Origin of the sequence: Rhizobium sp. YJ-22 (assembly GCF_029601685.1) — a bacterium.
In the GTDB taxonomy this organism is placed as follows: Bacteria; Pseudomonadota; Alphaproteobacteria; order Rhizobiales; family Rhizobiaceae; genus Metarhizobium.
Window position 1 is genome coordinate 170,903 of record NZ_JARRIR010000007.1, and the last position, 22,753, is coordinate 193,655.

Below are 22,753 nucleotides of genomic sequence, written 5' to 3' on the forward strand. Positions count from 1 at the left end.
CGTCTCACTCCCCGGTCGCAAGATGTTTCTGGGCGCGCCGTCCGTAGGACTGGGCGATGCGGTCGAAGATCACCGCCAGGAAGACGATGGCGATGCCGGAGAGCAGGCCGCGGCTGACCTCCAGCCGCTGGATGCCCTGCAGCACCTGATAGCCGAGGCCGCCGGCGCCGATCATCGAGGCGATGACCACCATCGACAGCGCCATCATCGTCGTCTGGTTGATGCCGGCCATGATCGTCGGCAAAGCCAGCGGGATCTGCACCTTCACCAGCTTCTGCCCCGGCGTCGCGCCGAAGGCGACGATGGCCTCGACCACCTCGCCATCGACCTGGCGGATGCCGAGATCGGTGAGGCGGATGACCGGCGGAATAGCGAAGAACACGGTGGCGAGGATCGCCGGGATTTTTCCGGGGCCGAACAGCATGACGAAGGGGATGAGATAGACGAAGATCGGCAACGTCTGCATGATGTCGAGCAGCGGCAGCGCCAGGGCGCGAAGGCCGTCGGAACGGGCCATGAGAATGCCGAGCGGAATGCCGATGACGACGGCGACCACGGTCGCGGCCAGCATCAGCGCGACGGTCGCCATGGCGTCGTTCCAGAGGCCGAGCGAGCCGATGAGCAGCAGCATGACCACCGCGCCGGCCGTCGCCTTGACGCTGCGCGCCGCCGACCAGGTGAGCGCGGCGATGACGGCGATGGTCACGTACCAGGGCAGCCATTGCAGGAAGGTTTCCATGCCGCTCAGCAGTTTCAAAAGCGGCATCAGCAAGCGCTCGAAGGCATCGCCGTAATTGGCGACGATCCAGCTGAAACCGTCGTCGATGGCGAAGCGCAGGCCGCGCGTATCGACAAGCTCGGGAAAATTGTCTGCCATGACGCGGCCCTCTTCGATATCGGCACGATGGAAAGCCGGCGGCACGGGATCGCCCCGCCGACGGGCTCTGGTTTAGAGCGAGGCCTTCACCTTCTCGGCGACATCGGCCGGAACCCACTTGGTCCAGATCGCCTCGTAATCTTTCAGGAAATGCTTGGCGACTTCTTCCGGCGAGGCCTTGTTGTCGTCGCCCCAGGCCAGCACGTCGCTGATCTCGGCATTCGGCACCTGCATCTTCGCCAGGAACTCGGCGACGGCCGGAGACTTGTCCTTGAGCTTGGTGGTGGCTGCGACGGCGACTTCGCCGACGGCCCAGCCGGTTAGTTCCGGCTTCTCGCATTTGGCGTCGGTCAGGCAGGTGAATTTGGCGGCGTCGTAAGCCGGCATGTCCAGAACCTTCAGCTTGTATTTGCTGATGACTTCGGTCGGGCCCCAGTACCAGCCGATGAACGGCTTCTTGCGCGACACCTGGCGGGCGATGGTCGCCTTCAGATTGGCGCCGGAGCCGGTCGGGTAGATTTCATAGGTGGCGTCGAGGCCGAGCGCCTTGATGAGGTTGTTGGTGATGATCTCGCAGCCCCAGCCGGGCGGGCAGGCATAGAAGCGGCCCTTGCCGGGGGCGGAGGCATCCTCGAACACCTGCCAGTGATCCTTGAGATCGCTGACGGAGCGGATTTCCGGATGCGCCTCGGCAACGTAATCGGGGATCCACCAGCCTTCCTGGCCGCCGCTGGCAAAAATGTCGCCGGCCTTGTAGATCGTGCCCTTGGCCAGCATCTGGTCCCAGGTCGACTTGACGGTCGAGACCCAGAGTTCCGGCGCGATATCCGGCTCGCCCTTGGTCAGCATCGAGGTCGCGGTCGGCACGGTGTCGCCGGGAACGATCTGGACGTTGCAGCCATAGCCTTCGCCGAGGATGGTCTTGGTGACGTAGGCCAACGTGCCGGCCGAAAGCCAGGTCATCTCGGCAACGGTGATCGGATCCTTGGTTCCGCATTCCGTCGCCTGCGCGGCGGAGCCGCCGAACAGAAACGAGGTGGAGAGGCAGACCCCTGCCAGAATCGACGCCTTGGTCTTCATGTCAGTTCCCTTTTTGTGATTGTGATGCGCGTGGCATTTACGATGTCGAAAGCGGTCACTTTTATCAAACCGAAATAACTGATCCGCATTTCAGAAAAACTTTAGCGGCAGAGCGCCTCGATCCGCTCGACCAGCGCCGGATCGACGGCAACGCCGTCGCGTTCGGTGCGGGCGCGCGCCGCCTTGCGGCGGGTGCCGGGCACATGCGTGCCCTCCTGCCCGGCAATGGCGGCGATGAGGTTTTCAACCTGCTGTCCAAAACCGTCCGAAAAGGCCGAGGGATCGAAGGCGATGAAGCATTGCCCCGTCCTCGGCGGCCCGCCGGCCGTGCCGGAAAACGGGCTGGCATCCTTGCTGAGCGCCGCGCCCGACAGGCAGGAGGCAAGGATTTCCACCAAAAGTCCTGCGCCAAAACCCTTGTGGCTGGCGGCGGGCAGCATCGCGCCCTTCAGCGCCTCCGCCGCATCGAGCGTCGGCCGGCCCTCGGCATCGATGGCCCAGCCGGGTTCGATCGGCCGGTTTTCGCGGGCGCGCAGCAGGATTTCCGATTTCGCCACGACGCTGGCCGACTGGTCGAGCACGAGTGCGGCCCCGCCCGCGCCATCCGGCACGCCGAGCGCGAAGGGATTGGTGCCGATGACCGCGCGGGCGCCGCCGGGCGGGGCGATGGAGGCCGGCGCATGGGTGGTGCAGAGCCCGAGCAGGCCGGCTTCCGCGATGCGTTCGGCATGATGGCCGAGCACGCCGCAATTATAGGAGTTGAACACCGTCATTGCCGCAACGCCGTTTTGACGCGCCGCCGCGATGAAACGCTCCCAGCCGGCATCGATGGCCGGATGGGCAAAGCCGGTGGCGGCATCGACGGTGACCGCGCCGGGGCGCGGCTGCGACACGACCGGTTGCGCCTGGCCGTCGACCTTGCCGCAGCGGACATGCTCGGCATAGATCGGCACGTAAAGCAGGCCGTGGCTGCGGATGCCGTCACGCTCGGCCAGCATGGTCGAGCGGGCGACGGCGGCGGCATTTTCCTCCAGGGCTCCCGCTGCCATCAGGGCGCGCAGGCACAGGTGCTCGACCGCTGCAAGCGGCATCGTCGTCGGTTCGGTCATGATGTCCTCAATCGTTGTCGGTGGTTCCGGCGCCCGCCCCCATTGCCCGCGACAGGTCCGAGGCCGGCACATAGGTTTTTGCGGCAAGCTGGAGGGCGGCGGTATATGCCGCCTCCGATGTCGCCGCCGGCCTCGACGAGAGTGTCGCTTCGGACGCATTGCCTTGTCCGTGCCGGACGAGGCGCAAGCGATCGGTCGCCGGCTCCCGGCAGGCGGCATCGAGCGGCAGGAGGGTTTTATCCTCACGCTGGGCCGCAAGCGACAGGCCCGCATTGCCAGCGGCAACACCGGCCAGCGCCAGCAGCAGCAAGGAACAATCCATGCTCTCCAAAGCCGCCTCTTCCGGCTCCTCGCCGCAGCACAGGGTGTCGATGGCGGGGAGGCCAGCGAGGATTACTTGCGGTCCATTTCCGGACAGCGCCCGGACGACGACAGCGATCGCATCGAGGCCGCGCGCCGACAGCCAGGCGGCAGCCTGGCCGATCTCCTCGGCGACCCCTTGCGGTAGGCCGGCGCCGCTGGCCGCCTTGCGGGCCGTCGAGGACACTTCGTTGTAGGACAGAAGGATATCGGTCATGGCAGCACCGGAAGCCAGCAATTATCAGTTTCGCCGGCCGCGATCTCGCCCGCGACAGGCGCGCCCTGGAACAGGGTGATCCGGGTCCAGCGATCCGAGCGCGGATCGAATTTAGACGCGCCGAAAAAGGCGAGCTTGCAGCGCAGCATGTCGATGGGCAGGCAGCGCTCCGACAGGAGATTGTCGCGGATTTCCGCGTAAGGCGCGCCCGCCGTCGTCTGGATGCGGCGCACGACATGACGGTGCTGCGGGAAACGGGCGAGGAAGGCGGCGACGGACAGCGTCTCCGGCTCTCCCTCCAGATCGGCGGCGAGCCGCTGCACCTGCCGGGCGATATCCAGCGGCAGTTCCAGCTCCTCGCCGGGCTCGGTTAAGCGGCGGCCGAGGCGCGGCTCCAGCTTCTCCTCCGACACATACCAGAACTGCGCGGTCTCCGCCGCTTCGGCAAAGGGGATGGATAAGGCCCAGCCGTAGTGCTCGCGGATCAATTGCCCGAGCGCCGCAAGCCGCATGGCCGGCTGCAGCGCCCCTTCCCGCGCCGCCGCCATGCCGGCGGCGAGATCGTCGTTTTCAGCACCCGCCATCTCGATGAGCGTCGCGGCCAGCAATTCCTGGAAATCGACCGACAGGGACAACGACCGGTCGAGAAGGCTGGCGACCGGGAACGGCAGGCCAAGCCGCGCCGGCTCGATCCAGCCTTCCGCCTCGGCCCATTCGCCGCGCAGGCGCAGGATGCGCGGCATCAGCGTCTGGTCCTCGACCGACCACTGGTCGAGATGCCGCGCCGCCTGTTGCCAAAGAGCGGCGAGGCGTTGCACCTGCTCCGCATCGAGGCGCGGCTTGGCGCGAACACGCGCCAGCGCGGTCTCGCGGGCCAGCGCCCAATTGTTGAGCAGCACCGGATGGTTGACGAGGAAGGGCGCCATGCCAAGGCCGGTGGAATTGCCGACGCCGATATGGCGGCGCAATTCCGGCGACAGCGGCACGAATGTTTCCGGCGCGCGGTGGCGGGCGACGTGTTCGACCAGATCGTGGGAGAATTCGCGGATCAGCCAGACGGTCAGCATTTCCGCCTGGAACGGCCCGTCCAGCCCCGCGCGCTCCGCCAGCACGAAACGGTCGGCGATGCCGAACTTGCCGTTGCCATAGACCGCCGTGGTGCGCAGCAGGTAACCCACCTCGCCGAGGCGCTCCCGGTCGGGCTGGCGGCCCTGGCTCAGGCTTTCGGCGACATGCTCGAAGAAACGCACCGACTTGTTGGCGCGGCTGAGCACCAGGTCGCGCGGGCCGAAACGTCCCGCCTCCTGCCGCGGCGCATTGGCGCGCAGCCGGTCGATTTCGGCTGCATCGGGAACGCCGTCATAAAGCACATAGCTGGTATCCCAGGCCTCGGCGATCACCCGGTCGGAACGCTGCTCGTCCGCCAACGGGCAGGAAAAGGCGACGAGGCTGTAATCATGCCCGCCGAGCCGCACGGTATAGACGGCATCGCCAAAGCCTTTGATATCCATATCCCACACGGGCCGGCGCACATCCGTGCCGCTTTCTGCGAGCCGGCGGAGCAGCGTGCGCAAAAAGCTGATCCGCGTCGGAAAGGAGGCGCCCATGCGGGCAAGGCGCATGACGGTGTCGGGCGCGCGCAGCGCCGGGTTCCGCTCGTCGGTGCGGTTAACAGCGGCGGCGGTCATGGCTTCGGCTCGAAGGATTGCGTGTAGAAGCGCAGCCAGTTGCCGCCCATGACGGCGGCGACGTCTTCCGAGGAGAAGCCGGCGCGGCGCAGGCCCTCGCGCAGGTTGGGAAGATCGGCATTGTTGGTGAACCACTGCGGCTGGCTGGGGAAACCGGCGGCGGATGCCGTGCCCTCGCCGTAATCCGTCACCTTCGACCAGCGGCCGTTGCGCATCCAGGTAACCACCGAATCCGGCTGGTCCTGGCAGAGATCGCTGCCGATGCCGATATTTTCGACGCCGTAACGCGAGGCGGTCTCCGCCACCATCTCGCAAAAGCTTTGCAGCGTGCAGTTCGAGCCATCCTTAAGGTGGTGCGGATAGAGCGACAGGCCGAGCATGCCGCCCGATCGGGTCAGCGCCCTCAGGACGGTGTCGGACTTGTTGCGCAGCGCCTTGTGCCACCAGTGCGGATTGGCATGGGTGATGGCGATGGGCCGCGTTGAAATGTCGATGGCTTCCAGCGTCGAGCGCTCGGCGGAATGGCTCATGTCGACGACCATGCCGACGCGGTTCATCTCGGCGATGACCTGGCGGCCGAAGCGGGTGATACCGGGATCCTCGCCCTCATAGCAGCCGGTCGCCAGCAGCGACTGGTTGTTGTAGCTGAGCTGCATGAAGCGGACGCCGAGCGTCTGCAACACCTCGACCAGGCCGATATCGTCCTCGATGGGCGACGGGTTCTGCAGGCCGAAGAAGATCGCCGTGCGGCCCTCGCGCATCGCCCGCTCGATATCGCCGCCGGTGCGGCCGGCGAAGACCAGCTCGGGATGACGCTCGAAATGGCGGTTCCAGGCAATGATATTGGCGACCGTCTCGCGGAAATTCTCGTGATAGGCGATGGTCGCATGCACGGCATGGACGCCGCCGGCGCGCATCTCCTCGAAGACGCTGCGGCTCCAGTTGGCATATTGCAGGCAGTCGACGAGGGGAGTTGGAAACTGCGCATCCATGGGTCTTACTCCGGCTCTCCCGCCCGGATATAGGCGGTCTTGACCTGGGTGTAGAATTCGGCGGCCGAACGGCCCTGCTCGCGCGAGCCGAAGCTTGAATCCTTGCGCCCGCCAAAGGGCACATGATAGTCGGTGCCGGCCGTCGGCAGGTTGATCGTGACACAGCCGGTCTCGACATGTCGCCTGAAATGCGTGGCGCGGGCAAGGGAGCGGGTGAAGATGCCGGCGACCAGCCCGAAGCGGGTGTCGTTGACGACCTTCAACCCCTCTTCATACGAACCGACCTTCTGCACGGCCGCGATGGGCGCGAACATTTCCTCGCGGTTAAAATCCATGGCGTTGGTGGTGCCGGTCAACAGCGCCGGGCGCATGTAAAAACCGTCCTGCGCCAGCGTCAGGCGCTCGCCGCCGACCGCGACCTCCGCGCCAGCGGCGCGTGCCCGCTCCATCCAGCCGAGGTTGGCATCGAGCTGGCGGGCGCTGACCACGGGGCCGACCTGCGTGCCCTCGGCCAGCGCATGGCCGACCTTGAGGGCACCGACCGCCTTGGCGAGCTTGTCGACGAAGGCGTCATGGATCTTGTCATGCACTACGAGGCGCGAGGAGGCGGTGCATTTCTGCCCCGTTCCGGAATAGCCGCCGCCGATGGCGGCCGCGACGGCGAGGTCGAGATCGGCGTCGTCCATCACCAGCAGCGCGTTCTTGGAGCCAAGTTCGAGCTGGAACTTGGTGAGATTGGCAGCCGCCGCCATCGCCACCTCGCGGCCGACCTCATAGGAGCCGGTGAAGGTGATGGCATCGACGCCGCGATGGCCGGCCAGCCCGTTGCCGACGACGGCGCCCGGCCCCATCAAGAGCTGGAACGTGCCTTCCGGCAGGCCGGCGCGGTGGATGATCTCGGCCAGCGCCCAGGCGGAGGCCGGGGTCTCGTTGGCCGGCTTCCAGATGACGGCATTGCCATAGGCCAGCGCCGGCGCGGTCTTCCAACTTGCCGTCGCGGTCGGGAAATTCCACGGCGAGACGACGGCGACGAGCCCCATCGGCTCGCGGCGCATGTCGATCTCGATGCCGGGACGCACCGAGTCGGCGTTTTCGCCGAGCTGGCGCAGCACTTCCGCCGCATAATAGGTGAAGAACTGCCCGGCGCGAAACACCTCGCCACGGCCTTCCGCCAGCGGCTTGCCCTCTTCGCGCGACAGGAGTTCGCCAAGCTCGGCGGAGCGCTCCATCAGCTCGGTGCCGATGCGGTGCAGGATCGCCTGGCGCTGCTCCAGCCCGGTCGCCCGCCAGGCGGGCATGGCGGCGCGGCCGGCGGCGACCGCCTCCTCGACATCGGCGGCATTCGCCTGCGCATAGAGGCCGATCAGGTCGCCGACATCGGAGGGATTGCGGTTTTCGTGGAAGCGTTCACCCTGCCTCCATTGGCCGCCGATCAGGTTGGCGTAGCGTTCTGCCATGTGCGGTCTCCATTCTGTTCGGATGAAAAATCCGCCAGCGGGCCGCTTCAATCAAGCAGATATTTCTGTTATAAATTTCAGAAGAATTGAAGTGAGCGCCATGATCAAGCTGGAAGCATTGCGGGTCTTCGTCACCGTGGCGGAGAGCGGGAACATCAAGGATGCGGCCGATGCGGTGGGCCGCACGGCGTCGGCCGTGTCGATGACCTTGAAACAGCTCGAAGACGAGATCGGCGGGCCGCTGTTCCAGACCGACCGCAAGAACAGCCTGACGGCGCTCGGCAATCTGATGCTCGATCTCGGCCGCGAGCAGATCAGGAGTTTCGACAAGTCGGTCAGCATCATGCGCGCCTTCGCGCATAGCCGCATCGGCAGCCTGTCGATCGCCTCGGTGCCGTCGGTCGCCACCAACCTGCTGCCGCCGATCCTGCAACGCTTCCTCGAGACACGGCCGCAGGTGCAGGTGGAGCTGTTCGACATCGACACGGCGCAGGTGCGGCGCATGGTGGAAAGCGGCGTCGCCGATATCGGGATTGCCGGCGAAAGCCGCGGCGGCGGCGGGGTGGAATTCACGCCGCTGTTCAGCGACCGCTTCAAGCTGCTCTGCCGCCAGGACCACGACCTCTGCCGCCTCGACCGTCCGGTCGCGTGGAGCGACCTGCAGGGCGCGACGCTGATCCGCAACGGCGCCTCCGACCGGATCGAGGCCGAGGCCTACCGGCAGCTTGCGAGCCAATCGCTCATCACCGTCTACAACGTCACCTCGCTGGTGGCGATGGTCAAGGCCGGGCTCGGCCTCACCATCCTGCCGTCGCTGACCATGCACGGCCCACATGAGGGCGTGGCGGTGCTGGAATTGGCCGATGCGGCGGCCAGCCGGCAGGTCGGGCTCGTCGAGCGCCGCGACGTTCCCCCCTCCCCGGTCGCCGCCGCCTTCCGCGCCTTCGCGGTCAAGGAAATCCCGGCGCTGGTCGCCGCGCGCCTGGAGACTTGAAAGCCCCCATCACTTTGACGCGAAGCCAGCGGCAAAAACTTGGGAAAAAGAAGAAACTTTGCTATGCACCGCTTCGATCTCTTGTTTTATCGCATTTCCGAACGGAAAATCGGCCTCTGCCTTTTCCCGGAAATGCCTGTGTAGCCGGTGACAGGGCCGGCGACGATCGATGCGAAAGTACGGCTGCGAATGAATACTCTTGCCCTTCTCAAGCGTTTTGCGCGCTATTATCGCCCCTATCGGGGCCTGTTCGTGCTCGATTTCACCAGCGCCGTCGCGGCCGGCGTGCTGGAACTGGCCTTTCCGGTAGCGGTGACGCTGTTCATCGACCGGCTGCTGCCGACCGGCCAACTCGGGCTCATCGGGCTCGCCGCGGCCGGCCTGCTCGCCATCTATCTCGTCAATGCCGGGCTGCAGGTGATCGTCACCTATTGGGGCCACATGCTCGGCATCCGCATCGAGACCGAGATGCGCCGCAAGGCCTTCGACCATCTGCAGAAACTCTCCTTCGGCTTCTTCGACAACCAGAAGACCGGCCATCTCGTCGCGCGGCTGACCAAGGATCTGGAGGAGATCGGCGAGGTCGCCCATCATGGCCCCGAGGATCTGTTCATCGCCCTGATGACCCTGGTCGGCGCCTTCCTGCTGATGCTGCAGGTGCATGTTCCCTTGGCTCTGCTGACAGCGCTGATCGTGCCGCTGACGGCCTGGGTTACCGGCCGCTACGGCGCGCGCATGACCGGCACCTGGCGGGCGCTTTACGGCCGTGTGGCCGAATTCAACGCCCGCATCGAGGAAAATGTCGGCGGCATCCGCGTCGTGCAGGCCTTTACCAACGAGGACCACGAGCGAAAACTGTTTGCCGAAAGCAACCAGAACTACCTGCGCACCAAGCTCGCCGCCTACAAGGTGATGGCCGCCTCGACCTCGCTCTCCTACCTGTCGATGCGCTTCGTGCAGGTGGTGGTGATGCTGGCGGGCGCCTGGTATGTGGTCCACGGCAATCTCACCGCCGGCGGTTTCGTCGGTTTCCTGCTGCTGGTCAACGTCTTCTTCCGGCCGCTCGACAAGATCAATTCGGTGATCGAGACCTATCCCAAGGGCGTGGCGGGCTTCCAGCGCTACGTCGCCTTCCTCGACACGCGGCCCGATATCGTCGACCGAGACGGCGCGCGCGAAGTCGCGCGGCTTGACGGCGACATCGCCTATCGCGACGTGCGTTTCGGCTATCGGCCGGAGAGCCCGCTGCTTGACGGCTTCAACATTTCGATCAAGGCGGGCGAGACGGTTGCCTTCGTCGGCTCGTCCGGTGCCGGCAAGACGACGATCTGCTCGCTGCTGCCGCGCTTCTACGACGTCGCCGATGGCGCGATCACCATCGATGGCATCGATATCAGGGACATGACGCTGAAATCGCTGCGCTCCAACATCGGCATCGTGCAGCAGGATGTTTTCCTGTTCGCCGGCACGATCCGCGAGAACATCGCCTATGGACGGCTGGAGGCGGGCGAGGCCGAGATCGTCGAGGCGGCGCGGCGCGCCCGGCTCGACGGCGTCATCGCCGCCCTGCCGGACGGCTTCGACACCATCATCGGCGAGCGCGGGGTCAAGCTCTCCGGCGGCCAGAAGCAGCGGCTGGCGATCGCCCGCATGTTCCTGCGCAATCCGCCGATCCTCATCCTCGACGAGGCGACCTCGGCGCTCGACACCGAAACGGAACGGGCGATCCAGCAATCTTTGGCCGAACTATCGAAAGGCCGCACGACGCTGGTCATCGCCCATCGCCTCGCCACCATCGCCAATGCCGATCGCATCGTCGTCGTCGAGAACGGCCGCGTGGTCGAGCAGGGCAGCCATGGCGATCTCATTGCCCGCAAGGGCAGCCGCTACGGCCGGCTGCATACGCTGGCCGACGAGCGCGACCGCGTCAAGGCGTCCTGACGGAGGTTGCGTCCGGCCCTTGCCAAGCGCAGGAACGACAACTACAGAGAGGCTTGGCGTTCAGAGCGGGAGAGAAAGTTGCAGCTGCTACCGGACAGCAAGCGTATCCTGGCTGTCTATCTGATCAATATGGACGGCGCGACCGATCGCCTGGCGGCGATGATGGAAAAGACGTCCGCGGTCGGCCTGACCTCCGTCGAGCGTGTCGCCGGCGTCGACGGCCGCAAGCTCGATTATCCGATCGCCGAATTCAGCGAACTCTCCTACAAGCTGCTGCATGGCCGCCGCCGCACGCCGCCGGAAATCGGCTGTTACCTCAGCCATGTGGTGTGTGCGCGCAAATTCCTGGAGAGCGGCGCCGATTTCGCCCTCATCCTCGAAGACGACGTCGCCTTCAAGGATGATTTCATGCAGACGCTGGATGCCGCCGCCAGCCATCCCGGCGACTGGGATCTGCTGCGCCTGACCACGGTGAGCAACGGCCGGAAATTTCGTTTCCGCCCCCTGAACGGCGAGCGCGCCCTGGCTGTCGCCCTGACGCGCGAAAAGGGCTCGGGCGCCTACCTGATCAACCGCAAGGCCGCGTCGTGGATCACGAAAAAGCTGGTGCCGATGCGGCTCGCCTACGACATCGCCTTCGATCTCGAATTCCTGTCCGGGCTGAAGGCGACCTTCGTCGATCCGTTGCCCGCCGACCAGGATACCGGCTATGAAAGCCAGATCCAGAACGACCTGCGCCGCTACCGCCTGCCGCGCTGGCGCTATGTCACCGTGCTGCCCTATCGCATCTATCTCGAAACGAGCCGCGTGCTGCTGCGCGGCCTGCGGCTGCTGGGCTATAGGCTGGGACTTGCCTGAACAGGCGAATCTCCTGCACGCAAATGGCGGAGAAGTTTTATGAAAAAACAACCGCACCGAGACTCAACCCTTTGTTTTTGTTACATGACTGTCATGAAACTGTCATGAAAGGGCAAAAGCGTTGCAACTTGGCAACGCTGTTTCGGCCGCAACATCGCTTGCGGGAATTGTGACAGAATTGTCTTTTGCATTTGCGAAGCCGATCGCCAATTTTCCCCGCGGACACGGACCTCAAGGGAAACGTGACCATCGATTTGGGGGTGGGGCCATTTATTTGCCCGCCGCGGAAAGCAGTTCCTGCTTTCCGTCTTACATTGGAGATAGACATGAACATCAAGAGCCTTCTCATCGGCTCCGCGGCGGCGCTTGCTTTCGTTTCCGGCGCCCAGGCTGCAGACGCGATCGTCGCCGCTGAACCGGAACCCATGGAATATGTCCGCGTCTGCGACGCCTACGGCACCGGCTACTTCTACATTCCCGGCACCGAGACCTGCCTGAAGGTCGGCGGCCGCGTCCGCTTCGACGTCCAGGCTGCAAGCTCGTATCGTCCGCACAGCGATCTCGGCTGGTCCACCAAGTCGCGCGCCGAAATCTACCTCGACTCGGCCAGCGACACCGAATACGGCCCGCTGAAGACCAAGATCGTCACCCGCTTCGACTTCGACGGCACCTATAACGACGGCACGCACACCACCACCAAGCTGATGGCGGCCAACATCCAGCTCGCCGGCTTCCTCGTCGGTCTGGCCGATTCGCAGTTCACCAGCTTCACCGGCAGCGCCGGCGACGTCATCAACGACGACGTCGTTGCCTACGGCCAGTACGAAGTCAACCAGATCAGCTACGTCTACAAGGGCGACAACGGCTTCAGCGCCATGATCTCGGTCCAGGACGACCGCGGCGCGATCGTCGGCAAGGATGCCTTCGGCAACACGCTCTATGCCAGCGGCGACGACTACGCCGTCGACGTCGTGGCCGGCCTCGGCTTCAAGACCGACGCCTTCCAGTTCCGCATCGTCGGCGGTTATGACGAAAGCGCCGAGGAAGGCGCCGTCAAAGCCCGCCTCGACGGCACCTTCGGCAAGATCAACGCCTTCATCATGGGCGCATGGAATTCCGACGGCGACGTCGTCCACGTCTTCGCGCCGGGCGATTCCATCGGCCAGAGCTGGGGTGACTGGGCCTTGTGGACCGGCGTCGGCGCCAAGCTTTCCGACACGCTGGCCGCCAACCTGCAGGTTGCCTACACCGACAACGAGACCCTCGCTGCCGCTGCAAACCTGAAGTGGAACCCGGTTTCGGGCCTGCTGATCCAGCCGGAAATCACCTACACCAAGTGGAAAACGATCGACGAAGACCAGTGGAACGGCATGATCCGTTTCCAGCGTACCTTCTGATCGATCCGTTTTTCGCGGAAAATGGAGCCCGGCGGTCATCCCGCCGGGCTTTTCCGTGCGACGATCAGCCTGCGTTGTGGCCCATGCGGGCAAAGCGCGCCGGCTCGGTCTTTTCCAGCCTTACCGCCAGCAGGTAGCCGATGACGGCGGCGAGCGGGATCAGCGCCGGCAGGATGATGCCGAGGATGCCGCCGGTGGTGCCGGTGAGATCGCCGAAATGCAGGAAGATGTAGACGAACAGGCCAGCCATGACGAGGCCGGAGACCAGCGGCAGCACGAAAGTCGCCAGCGGCTGGCCACTGATCCCCTGCCGGCGGAAGAAGACGATCACCGACAGCGACGTCACGGTCATCATCGCGAGCACGCCGAGCGTGCCGATCTGGCTGATCCAGGTGAACATGTTGAGCACCGGATCGAGGCCGAGGCCGGCGAACAGCGCCAGCACGATCAGCGCGCCGGCCGTCTGCGTGACCGAGCCGACATGCGGGCTCTGGTGTGCGTCATGGGTGCGGCCGAAGGCGGCCGGCAGCAGGCCCTCGCGCCCGGCGACATAGCTGTAGCGGGCGATGTAGTTGTGGAAGGCCGACAGCGCCGCAAACAGGCTCGACACCAGCAGCAGGCCGGCAATCGCCGGAACCGGGCCGCCGACATACTGGTCGGCGAGGATGAAGAAGAAGGCGGAGGGGTCCGAAAGTCCCTGCAGCGTCGGCATCAGCTTGTCGGCGCCGACGCCGACGATCATCAGCCAGGTGGTGAAGACGAAGAAGACGCCGATCATCAGCACCGAGAGATAGGTGGCGCGCGGAATGGTCTTTTCCGGGTCGCGGGCCTCTTCGGCATAGATGGTCGTCGCCTCGAAGCCGATGAAGCAGCCCATGCAGAACAGCACCGCCGCCGTCAGCGAGCCGGAAAACATCACATTCGTGTCGAAGATATTGAGGGCAAGACCGCTTTCGCCGCCCTTGCCGATGATGGCGAAATCGACGACCAGCACGACGAGATATTCGAGCGCCACGACGAAGACCAGCACCTTGGCCGACAGATCCACCTGGCGATAGCCGAGGATGCCGACCAGCGCGATGGCGATCAGGCTCCAGCCCCACCAGGGCAGGACCAGCCCATGCTCACCGAAGACGCCGGCGGCGATGCCGCCGAGCAGGCCGATCAGGCCGAACTGCATGGCGTTATAGGCGACCAGCGCCACGATGGCGATGGCGCCGGCCGTGCGCCCGCCGAGCCCGCGCGCCGCATAGGCGTAGAAGGCCCCCGCATTGGTGACGTGGCGCGACATGGCGACATAGCCGACGGCGAAGGCCAGCATCACCAGCGTCACGAACACGAAGGTGGCGGGGATGCCCGCGCCGTTTCCGAGCAGGAAGGCGATCGGCATGGCGCCGGCCACCCCTGTCAAAGGCGCTGCCGCCGAAATCACCATGAAGGTGACGGCAAGCAGGCCCAGAGAATTTTTCCGAAGCTGGTTCGCTCCGACTCCCGATATCTCAGCCATTGTTCCTCTCGATCTTTTTGTCGGTGTTCGCACGTTCGGGAGAGACGCGGCGCGCCTCCCCTGAAAACGGGTTTATGTCAGGCGCCGGTCTTTCCGCCGGCTTTCCATTCCAGATCCGGCGGGAAAACCGCCGGGGAATTCGTCATTCAGGCGCCGGAAGATGCACGGCGCGGCGATAGGCGCGCTGGCCGTAGAGCAGCGCCGCCGGGCTTTCCGAGAGTTTCACTCCCATCACCCGCCCGACGATGATGTGATGCGTTTCCCACAACACGGAGGTGGCCACGCGGCATTCGAAGGCGGCCGTCGCCCCTGTCAGCATCGGCTGGCCGAGCTCGCCGGCGATCCAGTCGGCGCGCTCGAAACGGGCGGCATGTTCGCCCGCGCCCGCCCGGCCGGCGAAGAGGTCGGAGAGCTGCTGCTGGTCTTCCTGCAACAGGTTGGCGCAGAAGGCGCGATTCCTGAGGATCGCCGGGGCCACCGGGCTCAGGTGATGGATGCAGGCGAGCAGCGAGGGATGATCGCCATCGGCCGAGACGGAAGTGAGCGAACTGATCGTCACCCCGTAACGCCCCGCCTCGCCATCGGTGGTGGCGACCGCGACGAAGGTCGCGGCGCGGCTCATGCCTTCCAGAAATCGACTGCGCAGATCGGTATCGATGATCATGGTCTTCACCCCAGGTCGAAGAAGCGTTCCAGCTCCACATCGGGAATCTTGCGGCGGAATTCATTGTGCTGGCTTTCGCGCGTGGCGGTGAACGCCTCGACGAAGCGCGGCGACAGCCAGTCGGCGGCAAAGGCCGAGCCGCGCAGGCGCTCGATCGCTTCCGGCATGGAGCGGGCGAAATCGCGTGGCGTTTCCTGGCTGTAGCCGTTGCCGATGGTCTCCGCATCCGGCTCGATCTTTTCAAGGATGCCGGCGACGCCGGCCGCGACTGTCGCTGCGACCGTCAGGTAGGGATTGGTATCGGCGCCGGGCAGGCGGTTTTCAACGCGCAGCGAGCCGGCATCGTGGCCGACGATGCGGAAGCAGGTCGTGCGGTTCTCGTAGCCCCAGGTGAGGCCGGGCGGCGCAAACGTGCCCGGCGCAAAGCGGCGGTAGGAATTGACCGTCGGCTGGAAGATCAGCGTCATGTCGCCGATATATTTCTGCAACCCGCCGATGAAATGGCGGAAGGTCTGCGACACGCCGTTCTTCTGCGAGGGATCGTGGAAAACCGAACGGCCCTCATGGTCCTTCAGCGACACATGCACATGGATTGACTGGCTGTCGGCATGTTCCGTCCAGCGCGGCATGAAGGTCACGCATTTCCCCTGCCGCTGCGCCAGAGCGCGCAAAAAATTCTTGAGCAGGACGAGTTGGTCGGCAGGCTCCAGGCCTTCGCCTGCGGCGATGCAGGCTTCGAGGAAGCCGCCGCCGATCTCCTCATGCATCTTGGCAAGCTCGATGCCCAGCGGCTCGCACATGGCGGCGACCGCCTCGTACCATTCGGTCTGCTGCACCTGATAGAGCACGAGATCGTGGCTGCCGTGCTGGGTCGCGGTCTTGAGGTTGCGATAGCCCTTTTCGCGCGCGCTTTCCGGCGTTTCGTCGAACAGGGTATATTCCAGCTCCATCCCGTAGCAGAGATTGAATCCGGCCTCGTTGACGCGCGACAGCACGCGTTTCAGCAGCGAGCGCGGGCAGAATTCGGCGGTCGCGCCGGAATAATTGGCGAGAACCAGCATGTCGTGGCCCGGCTTCGACCAGGGCAGGCGGCGCGCCGTCGCGGGATCGATCACCAGCGGATCGTCGTGGAAATCCGAGCTGCCGTCGGAGACGCCGGGAATGGTCAGGACGACGTCGGTCGGGTCGAGCGCCAGCGTTACCGGCGACATGCCCATGCCGTTTTTGGCGATGCCCTTGAGGCTGCGGGCCGAGACCATCTGCCCGCGCAAAAGGCCGTTGGTATCCGTCATCGCCACCGTGGCGAAGCGGCTTTCCGGATCGGCCAGATATTCATCAACTGTCATGGTTCCACCTGCTGAAGGGCCCGTTGAAGGGGTTGGGCGCTTATGAGCGCTTCTAGTGTGGCGAGATCGTCCTTCGGCCTTGTCGAATAAGCCTTGAGGAAAACCCGCAAACCGTTGTTCACGTAACGCGCGATCTCGGCCCGCGAGGGCGGCGCGTCGGGCATGTAGAGCGCCTGCGTGCGCGGCGCCGAAAGGATGAGGCCCCACAGATCCTGGGCGGCGAGTTCGGCATCGTCGAAGTCCAGCTCGCCGGCGGCGCGCCGGCCGGAGAGGTAATCCATGATGCCGGAAAGCAGCCGATCGGGGCCGGATTGCTGGTAGGCGCGGCCGATTTCGGGAAAGCGCTGCACTTCGCCGATGATCAGTCGCGCCAGCGACAGGAGATCGGGGCGCAGCACGGCATCGGCGTAATCCCAGGCGAAGCCGTGGAGATCGGCGACCATGCCCTTGCCGGAGGGATGCTGGAAGAATTCCAGCATCTGGTCGCGCTCGCCATGCAGCATGGCCGAAAACAACGCCTCCTTGGATTCGAAATACTGGTAGAGCGTCGGTTTGGACAGCCCGGATTCGATGGCGACCGCATCCATGGTCGTGCCGGAATAACCGGCCTCGGCAAAGACTTTCAGGGCGGCGTCGAGCACGCGGCGCTCGCGTTCGATCCGGTTCTGCTGGCGGCGTGAAAGGGCGGTCATCGCGGCAATCCCTCCAGGAATTCGAGAAGGATGCGATTATAGACCGAAGGCTGCTCCACGTTACAGACATGCCCGGCATTCGCGATGGTTTCGTAGCGCACATCCGCGGCGGACGCCTCGGCATGGATAAGCCCGGCAACGCCGCGGATTTCCTTCGGCGAGGCCAGCCGGTCGAATTCGCCCGTCATCATCAGCACCGGCATGGTGAGCCGTGAAAAATCGAAACGCTCCGGCGGGTTGGTGAAGCAGGTCAGCGCATCGCGATAGGTGGCGGAGGGGATCGCCGCCATCGACCTGAAAAGCTGGTCCTTGACTGCCTCGGATGCCTCCGGCCCGGCGAGAACCTTGACCACGGCCGGCGCGAAATCGGCTGGCGTCTGGCCTGCATCCAGCGGCACCTGGCGGCTCGTACGGAACGCCTCACGTTCCTCGACGCCGGCTTCCGACATGCCGGTGCAACCGCCCGAAAGCACGAGGCCGGCAAGGCGGCCGGGATGGCGCATGGCGAAGGAGGTGGCGATCCATGAGCCATAGGACAGGCCCACCAGCACCAGCTTTTCGGCTCCGAGCGCAGTCATGACCGATAGAATGTCGTCGCAGTAATCCTCGACGGTGGATTGCTCGGGCCCGAGTTGGCTATCGCCGTAGCCGCGCAGGTCGAGCGCTGCCGCGCGCATCGTCGAGCCAACGACGGAGACCTGCGCCTCCCAATTCCAGCGCGCCCCGCCGATGCCGTGCAGGAACAGGCAGAGCGGGCCGTCCATGGGCGGCGATAGCGTCAGGGCCAGACGCGGCGTCTCGCCGACCGTCATGGAGTTCAGGGCGACGGGCGCGGGAAGGGCCTGCCCGGCAGGGGCCTCCCCGCTGCGTATCGCCGCTTCGGAAAGCGCGGCGATGCCCATTTCGAAGATATATTTGGTGCCTTCGCAGATCGCCGCCAGCCGGACGGGGTCCGACGCTTCGGCCTGCGCGGTCCAGAGGATCGTGCTGCCGCCGCCCTCGCCTGCCGTGACCGTCACACGGCCATCATAGGCATCGACACCGGCGATGCCCTGCAGATGGGTATAGGCGAGCGTTCTTTCGCTGTCGCTGAAGAAGGTGCGGCGCTCGCGATAGAGGGTGCCCTCGCCATGGACGGTGAAGGCGCGCACAAGATGGCCGGCCGCATCGCGCTCGGCCCGGATCGTAGCGATGGCGGGATGCCAGGCGCCGCAGAAATCGCGGGCGATCGCCCAGACCGCCTCCGGAGAGGCGGTGCTCACTCCCAGAACCTCGACCCGGTCGCGCGCCATCGGATCAGCGCACCGCGCGGCCGGTGGCGTGTTCACCGCGCCACAGGGAGTTGCGGGCTCCGCCCTCGTCGCCGGGGGCGTTGTCGATCTCGTCCATGTCGTAGAGGGCGAGAACGGCGAGGTAATCCTCCATGATCTCGGAGGTGAAGGGCAGCATCAGCGCGCCGCAGCGGCTGTCGCGGTACATGCGCTCCAAGGGCAGCGTCTTCAGCATCGACTGGCCGCCGCAGGTGCGGATCGCCATCGAGGTCATTTCGGCGGCACCCTCCATGACGTTGTATTGCGCAGCATACATGCGCAGCACCTCGCCCTTGGTCGGGAAACCCTTGGCCTCGCTGAAAGCCTGCCACCACAAGGCGCGCATATTGGCGAGACGGGCGTACATCTTGCCGACGGCGACGCGCTTGGTGGCGTACATGCGCCGGTCGATCGGCGGCTGGCCGGGCACCTTGCCCTTGAGGTAATCGACCATGAAGTCGAAGGCCCCTTGCGCCACGCCCATATAGGTCGGCGACAGCGTCGCCATCATGTGCGGGAAGTTCGGCAGGGTCTTGCCGAAGATGCCGCGCGGCATCAGGAGATCGTCATGGGCGACGAAGACGTCCTTGAGGATCAGGTCGCGCGAATTGGTGCCGCGCATGCCGAGCGGATCCCAGTCGCCCTTGACCGACAGGCCGGGCGTGTCCTTGTGGACCACGAACAGCATCGTGTCCTCATGGCGCGGCTCCTGGCCCTCGAACACCTCGGTGCAGACGATGGTGTAGTAATCGCAATAGCCGGCCAGCGAGGCGAATTTCTTGAAGCCGTTGATCACCCAGCCGCCGTCGACCTTGCGGCACTGGGTCTGGTTCGGCTTGGAGGTCCAGTTCTGGCCGCCTTCCGAGATCGGCTGCGAGTAGATCGCCTTCTCGGCGATGGCGCGGCGGAACTGGCGTTCGCGCAAGGGGGCGAATTCGGCCTTTTCCTCCGGCGTCAGGTTCGGCATCTCGAACATGAAACGCGACCAGGCCATGGAGGAATTGTGCATGTTGAAGGTCAGCGCGGTGGCGCCGCAATATTTGCCTATCTCGGCCCCGACCATGGCATATTCGAACATCGAAAAGCCCCAGCCGCCGAACTCTTCGGGAATGCAGAGGCCCAAAAAGCCTTCCTCGGCCAGATCCCGGTAATTCTCGACCGGGAAGGAGGCGTCGTCGTCGATGCCCTTGGCGCGGGGGGCGAATTTTTCGCGGCCCAGCTCGTTGACGCGGCGCAGCACCGCCTGGACCTCAGGCCGGATGCGCGAGAGGTCGTAGTAATCGGCAATATCGCTCATGCTTGTTCTCCAGAGGCAGTGAAATTAAACTGCCAGTTCCCCTTGCAGAACGCCGTCCTTGACGACGGTTCTTCCGTCCAATGTGATGGTGCAGTTGCGCATCGGCAGGTCGAAATGGCCGAGCGTGTAGCGGCCGGCATACTGGTTCGCCCCCGTGGACCACAGGAAGGAGCCGGCAAGTGCCCTGAATTCCACCGCCTGCATGTCGCGCTTGTCGTACATAACAGCCGAAACCCATTTGGCGCGCGGGTGCATGCCCCAGCCGACATGGCTCATGCCGAAGGCGTTGCGGTCTTCCCAGGCTTCCATATATTCACGGAAATGCAGGGCATCGATGCCGTCGCCCTTGATGGCGGTGACGAAATCGTTCTCGACGGTGAAGTCGATGCGGCTGGTCAGCACCGTCTTGAAGGTCAGGTTCATGTCGCCGACGTCCATGACGATGCGGCCGTTGACGCTGTTCTTGCCGGGAAAGGCAAGGCAGAGCCCGCCCGGCCAATGGGCGACCGCGCCCGGACGGGTGCCGAAACCCGGGGTGCCGCCGCAGGGCGCGCCGTCGATATTGATCACCAGATCGGTGCCGGCCGGCGAGGTGACACGCATCTCCCTGGCGTCGCGCAGCATCTGGATGCCGAGCTCGACCTTGGCGGCGATGTCCGCCGTCGGCTCGGTGCGTTCGAGAATTTCGGGATGCTCGTTGCAGACCACCAGCAGGCGGGCGATGCCGGCATCTTCGATTTCGGGCCATTCCGGCGCGTGGATCAGGCCCTCGACGGTGCAATCGACGATGACCTCGACGCCCTTCAGCGCCTCGATGACGGCGCGGTTGCCCTGGATCGCCCAGGAGGTGCCGGTGGACTTGACCGGCACCGGCGCGGTCTGGCGCGGCGTCGGCATCTGGATCATGCAATAGTCGGCGCCGAGATCATGCAGCGCCAGATCGGAAAGCTGGACGAGCACCGGACGCGACTGGGTTTCCGAGAGGATCGCCACCTTCGTGCCCCTGGAAATGCCGTTCAGCGCGAAAACGCGCCGAAAGCAATCCAGCCATTTCCCCTCGATTCGTTCCTGCAGCATTGCAAACGCCTCCCTCGACGGACCGCGCAGGCGATCCGATCAGACTTTCGCCGCCAACATGCGTTCGCGGCAGCCGACAAAGACTCAATTCAAGAATACCGTTCCGGCGATGCCGTGACCGATGCGTTCCCTTGCCAGATTTTTCTCTGGTCAATTTCTTAACTGATGAGTTAAGGTTTGCGCGTTTTCATTTCGGCTGTCAACAGGATTTTCGAAAATTATATCTCGTTCGATTATTTTTCCGATTTTCGAGCGTTCCACTCCGCCCAGACGGGTCGCGCCAGGCTGAAAGTATCGTGGCTGCGCACGTAGTCGCTGCCGTAGGAGCGGGCGACGAGATCGAGTTTCGGCGTGTCGATATGGGCGCGCTCGGCGTTCAGCACGCAGTCGTCGGCGACATGCACGGTCAGCACCCGGCCGATCACCACCGTCTGGTTCGGCCCTGTGACGACTGAAGACAGCGACACGCATTCGAACGACACGGGGCTTGCGGCGATGCGCGGTGGCTTCACGCGCGCCGATGGCAACGTCTCCAGCCCTGCCAGCGCCAGTTCGTCGACACCGCGCGGCGCATCGATGGCGGTGACGTTCATCGCCGCCACCAGCCGCTCCGGCACGAGATTGACGACGAATTCGCCAGTGTCGAGAATGTTTTTCGCCGTATCCTTGAATCCGCGCACGGGATCGGCGAGCAGGCCGAGCGCCACGGTCGGCGGGGCCGAGCCCATGACGTTAAAAAAGCTGTAGGGCGCGGCGTTCAGCCCGCCCTCCCTGTCCTGCGTCACCACCCAGGCGATGGGACGCGGCATGACGGTCGCCGCCAGCAGCTTATAGGCATTCTGGGGGCCGACCTCTTCCAGATCGAAACGCATTGCAAGCACCTGTAGCTCAACCGCCGACGCCCGCGCCAATAAGCGCGGGGCCAACGGTTCGTTGAACGAATTTACAAAGAGGTCATAGACCTTATTCGGGCGTGGCGTCGACCACGGGATGGCGGATCGTGCCGATGCCCTCCACGCAGGCGACGACGACATCGCCCGGCCACATCCATTCCTGCGGCGTGCGGCCGGCGCCCACGCCTTCCGGCGTGCCGCTGGCGATGATGTCGCCAGGCTCCAGCGTGATGCCGGAGGAGATGTCGGCGATGAGATCGTCGACCTTGAACAGCATGTGACGCGTATTCGAACGCTGCTTTTCCTTGCCGTTGACCGTCAGCCACAGATCCAGCCCCTGCGGATCGGGGATCTCGTCGGCGGTGACGATGCAGGGACCGAAGGGCGCGTAGGTGTCCTGGCCCTTGGAGAAGATCCATTGCCCGGCGCGGCGATTGTCGCGGGCCGAGACGTCGATCATCACCGAATAGCCGAAGACGTGCTTCAGCGCGTCTTCCTTTCGCACCCGGCGCGCCGTCGTGCCGATGATCACCGCCAGTTCCACTTCCCAGTCGAGTTGCTGGGTGATCTTGCGGTTATGCTCGATGGCTTCGCCCGGGCCGATGACCGTGGTCGGCGGCTTGGAGAAGATCACCGGCTGCTTCGGCAGTTCCTTCGACGTGTCCAGCGACTTGGCGCTTTCGGCGACATGCTCGACATAGTTCAGCCCGATGCCGAAGATGTTCTTGCGCGGGCGCGGGATCGGCGCCAGGAGCTTGGCATTGGCGAGGGCGATCGCCGTGCCCGCGGGGAAGCGTCCCTCGGCCTCTTCCAGACAGTCCGCCAGCGCCTCCAGCCCCGGACGCCCGGCATCGATGAGGCCGAGCATGGTATCGGGCAGTTCCTCGCCATAGATTTCGCCGAGCGCCGCGACGTCGACAACCAGATCGTCGACGATAACGCCGAGGCGGGCGGGAGCCTCGATCGACTCCCGATAAGTGACCAGTTTCATATAGAT

Annotated in this window: 20 protein-coding genes; 4 read left to right on the forward strand and 16 right to left on the reverse strand. The window is 64.8% G+C overall.

The features are described 5' to 3' along the window. Window positions 1-4 precede the first annotated feature (4 nt). The 7 genes from P7F60_RS17465 to P7F60_RS17495 all read right to left on the reverse strand — a co-directional run bounded on the left by P7F60_RS17465 (window position 5) and on the right by P7F60_RS17495 (window position 7,780). Window positions 5-877 (reverse strand): proline/glycine betaine ABC transporter permease, encoded by an 873-nt coding sequence (locus P7F60_RS17465; RefSeq protein WP_277919021.1) that lies wholly within the window; start codon window positions 875-877, stop codon window positions 5-7. A gap of 72 nt (window positions 878-949) precedes the next feature. Next, entirely contained in the window at window positions 950-1,957 is a 1,008-nt protein-coding gene (locus P7F60_RS17470; RefSeq protein ID WP_277919022.1) for a glycine betaine ABC transporter substrate-binding protein, read from the reverse strand. Between the two features lie 101 nt (window positions 1,958-2,058). Continuing rightward, a complete protein-coding gene (locus P7F60_RS17475) occupies window positions 2,059-3,066 on the reverse strand; it encodes an Ldh family oxidoreductase (protein WP_277919023.1) in 1,008 nt (335 codons plus the stop codon). 7 nt (window positions 3,067-3,073) lie between these two features. Then, the gene (locus tag P7F60_RS17480) at window positions 3,074-3,643 is read right to left on the reverse strand and encodes a DUF3726 domain-containing protein (RefSeq protein WP_277919024.1); all 570 of its coding nucleotides are present in this window, start codon (window positions 3,641-3,643) and stop codon (window positions 3,074-3,076) included. Beyond that, a complete protein-coding gene (locus P7F60_RS17485) occupies window positions 3,640-5,331 on the reverse strand; it encodes a hypothetical protein (RefSeq protein ID WP_277919025.1) in 1,692 nt (563 codons plus the stop codon). Before P7F60_RS17485 ends, P7F60_RS17480 begins: the two co-directional genes overlap by 4 nt. Then, the gene (locus P7F60_RS17490; protein WP_277919026.1) at window positions 5,328-6,323 is read right to left on the reverse strand and encodes a membrane dipeptidase; all 996 of its coding nucleotides are present in this window, start codon (window positions 6,321-6,323) and stop codon (window positions 5,328-5,330) included. The genes P7F60_RS17485 and P7F60_RS17490 overlap by 4 nt, the downstream gene beginning before the upstream one ends. Window positions 6,324-6,328: 5 nt before the next feature. Beyond that, window positions 6,329-7,780 carry an aldehyde dehydrogenase family protein gene (locus P7F60_RS17495; protein ID WP_277919027.1) on the reverse strand — a complete coding sequence of 484 codons (1,452 nt, stop codon included), beginning with the start codon at window positions 7,778-7,780 and terminating at the stop codon, window positions 6,329-6,331. 100 nt (window positions 7,781-7,880) lie between these two features. On the opposite strand from P7F60_RS17495, the gene P7F60_RS17500 reads away from it, so the two are divergent. From P7F60_RS17500 to P7F60_RS17515, 4 genes are all read left to right on the forward strand, one after another. Next, window positions 7,881-8,774 (forward strand): LysR substrate-binding domain-containing protein, encoded by an 894-nt coding sequence (locus P7F60_RS17500; protein WP_277919193.1) that lies wholly within the window; start codon window positions 7,881-7,883, stop codon window positions 8,772-8,774. 189 nt (window positions 8,775-8,963) lie between these two features. Continuing rightward, the gene (locus tag P7F60_RS17505; protein ID WP_277919028.1) at window positions 8,964-10,715 is read left to right on the forward strand and encodes an ABC transporter ATP-binding protein; all 1,752 of its coding nucleotides are present in this window, start codon (window positions 8,964-8,966) and stop codon (window positions 10,713-10,715) included. A gap of 78 nt (window positions 10,716-10,793) precedes the next feature. Continuing rightward, window positions 10,794-11,573 carry a glycosyltransferase family 25 protein gene (locus P7F60_RS17510; protein ID WP_277919029.1) on the forward strand — a complete coding sequence of 260 codons (780 nt, stop codon included), beginning with the start codon at window positions 10,794-10,796 and terminating at the stop codon, window positions 11,571-11,573. Between the two features lie 326 nt (window positions 11,574-11,899). Next, window positions 11,900-12,970, forward strand: coding sequence for a porin (locus P7F60_RS17515; RefSeq protein WP_277919030.1), 1,071 nt, complete (start codon window positions 11,900-11,902; stop codon window positions 12,968-12,970). A 64-nt stretch (window positions 12,971-13,034) separates the two neighbouring features. Here the strand turns inward: P7F60_RS17515 and P7F60_RS17520 are convergent, their stop codons facing one another. The 9 genes from P7F60_RS17520 to P7F60_RS17560 all read right to left on the reverse strand — a co-directional run bounded on the left by P7F60_RS17520 (window position 13,035) and on the right by P7F60_RS17560 (window position 22,747). Next, window positions 13,035-14,477: an APC family permease gene (locus P7F60_RS17520; protein WP_277919031.1), complete on the reverse strand. Its 1,443-nt coding sequence runs from the start codon at window positions 14,475-14,477 to the stop codon at window positions 13,035-13,037. 142 nt (window positions 14,478-14,619) lie between these two features. After that, the gene (locus tag P7F60_RS17525) at window positions 14,620-15,141 is read right to left on the reverse strand and encodes a flavin reductase family protein (protein WP_277919032.1); all 522 of its coding nucleotides are present in this window, start codon (window positions 15,139-15,141) and stop codon (window positions 14,620-14,622) included. Between the two features lie 5 nt (window positions 15,142-15,146). Next, complete coding sequence (locus P7F60_RS17530) at window positions 15,147-16,487, reverse strand: glutamine synthetase family protein (RefSeq protein WP_277919033.1); 1,341 nt, start codon at window positions 16,485-16,487, stop codon at window positions 15,147-15,149. Continuing rightward, a complete protein-coding gene (locus tag P7F60_RS17535) occupies window positions 16,484-17,179 on the reverse strand; it encodes a TetR/AcrR family transcriptional regulator (RefSeq protein ID WP_277919034.1) in 696 nt (231 codons plus the stop codon). The genes P7F60_RS17530 and P7F60_RS17535 overlap by 4 nt, the downstream gene beginning before the upstream one ends. Continuing rightward, window positions 17,176-18,441 (reverse strand): alpha/beta fold hydrolase, encoded by a 1,266-nt coding sequence (locus P7F60_RS17540; protein WP_277919035.1) that lies wholly within the window; start codon window positions 18,439-18,441, stop codon window positions 17,176-17,178. Before P7F60_RS17540 ends, P7F60_RS17535 begins: the two co-directional genes overlap by 4 nt. 34 nt (window positions 18,442-18,475) lie before the next feature. Further along, window positions 18,476-19,786: an acyl-CoA dehydrogenase family protein gene (locus P7F60_RS17545; protein ID WP_277919036.1), complete on the reverse strand. Its 1,311-nt coding sequence runs from the start codon at window positions 19,784-19,786 to the stop codon at window positions 18,476-18,478. 24 nt (window positions 19,787-19,810) lie between these two features. Further along, the gene (locus P7F60_RS17550; RefSeq protein WP_277919037.1) at window positions 19,811-20,863 is read right to left on the reverse strand and encodes a peptidase M29; all 1,053 of its coding nucleotides are present in this window, start codon (window positions 20,861-20,863) and stop codon (window positions 19,811-19,813) included. Between the two features lie 233 nt (window positions 20,864-21,096). Beyond that, window positions 21,097-21,735: a flavin reductase family protein gene (locus P7F60_RS17555; RefSeq protein WP_277919038.1), complete on the reverse strand. Its 639-nt coding sequence runs from the start codon at window positions 21,733-21,735 to the stop codon at window positions 21,097-21,099. A 91-nt stretch (window positions 21,736-21,826) separates the two neighbouring features. Then, the gene (locus tag P7F60_RS17560) at window positions 21,827-22,747 is read right to left on the reverse strand and encodes a fumarylacetoacetate hydrolase family protein (RefSeq protein ID WP_277919039.1); all 921 of its coding nucleotides are present in this window, start codon (window positions 22,745-22,747) and stop codon (window positions 21,827-21,829) included. Window positions 22,748-22,753: the final 6 nt, after the last annotated feature.